Annotated in this window: 1 protein-coding gene; it reads right to left on the bottom strand. The window is 48.0% G+C overall.

Annotated features, from left to right (window positions below):
- Positions 1-245: 245 nt before the first annotated feature.
- The coding region (locus tag R7Q11_RS25030; RefSeq protein ID WP_225466861.1) for an ABC transporter substrate binding protein at positions 246-1,022 on the bottom strand (777 nt) is incomplete at its 5' end.

Here is a 1,022-nt window from a genome sequence, read left to right as displayed (position 1 = left end):
AACCAAGCCATAAATCAAGCCGATCTCAAGCGCGCCAAAAAAAGCAAATGCAGACATAACTGCTCCTTTCTGCATGTTCAGATCGCTAGCAGCGATCTGAAGTTACAACTTTCAACTTAGGTCGAGGTAAAGAGAGCAATCCGCTCAGAAAAAACTTGCTCTCATAAACTTACGATTTACGAGCCCATTTTCATGCTGAGACAAATGGGCCTGAGAGAAAGAGTCCTTACCTCAAGATAAGTGATTTACTGCATGCTAGTCGCACGTTGAACAACAGAACTCGGCAGTTGGATGCCCAACTTAGAAGCGGCGCTCTCATTGATGACCAAATCCGAACCCGTTGCGACTTTTACATCCAACTTTCCTGGCTCTTGACCATCAAGTATGGCTGCTACGTAATCTGCCGTTTGCACACCGACTTGGTAGTAGTCAAAACCAAGGCCAGCAATCGCACCTTTTTCAACATAAGATGTTGCACCGCCAAAGACTGGCTTTTTCGCTTGGTTCGCCGCGACAATCATGCCTTCGATCGCACTCGCTACAGTGTTATCCGTAGGCGCGTAAAGGATGTCTGATTTTGCTGCGATGGCTTGCGTAGCAGATTGAACATCGGCACTTTTCAAAGCAGTGGCTTCCACCACTTTAATGCCTTTCGCCTCTGCACTTTCTTTTAGAAGATTAACCAGCGTCACCGCATTCGCCTCGCCAGGGTTGAAGACGACACCAATACTTTTGACTTGAGGAAGGATTTCTTGAATGAGCTCCACGTGCTGAGCCACTGGAGACAGGTCTGATAAACCTGTTACGTTTTTACCCGGCTGCTTCATCGATTTAACCAACTTGGCTCCTACCGGATCAGTCACCGCAGTAAACACAACAGGAATAGTACGAGTCGCAGAAACCAGTGCCTGCGCTGACGGCGTTGCAATACCGACTAGCACGTCTGGGCTCTCTCCCACGTATTGACGCGCAATTTGCACCGCAATTGCAGGGTTACCTTGTGCTGTTTTGTAGTCGAATTC

Source organism: Vibrio sp. 970, from assembly GCF_033339075.1.
Note: the sequence above shows the minus strand (reverse complement) of the source record. Positions and strands in the feature narration are given on the sequence as shown.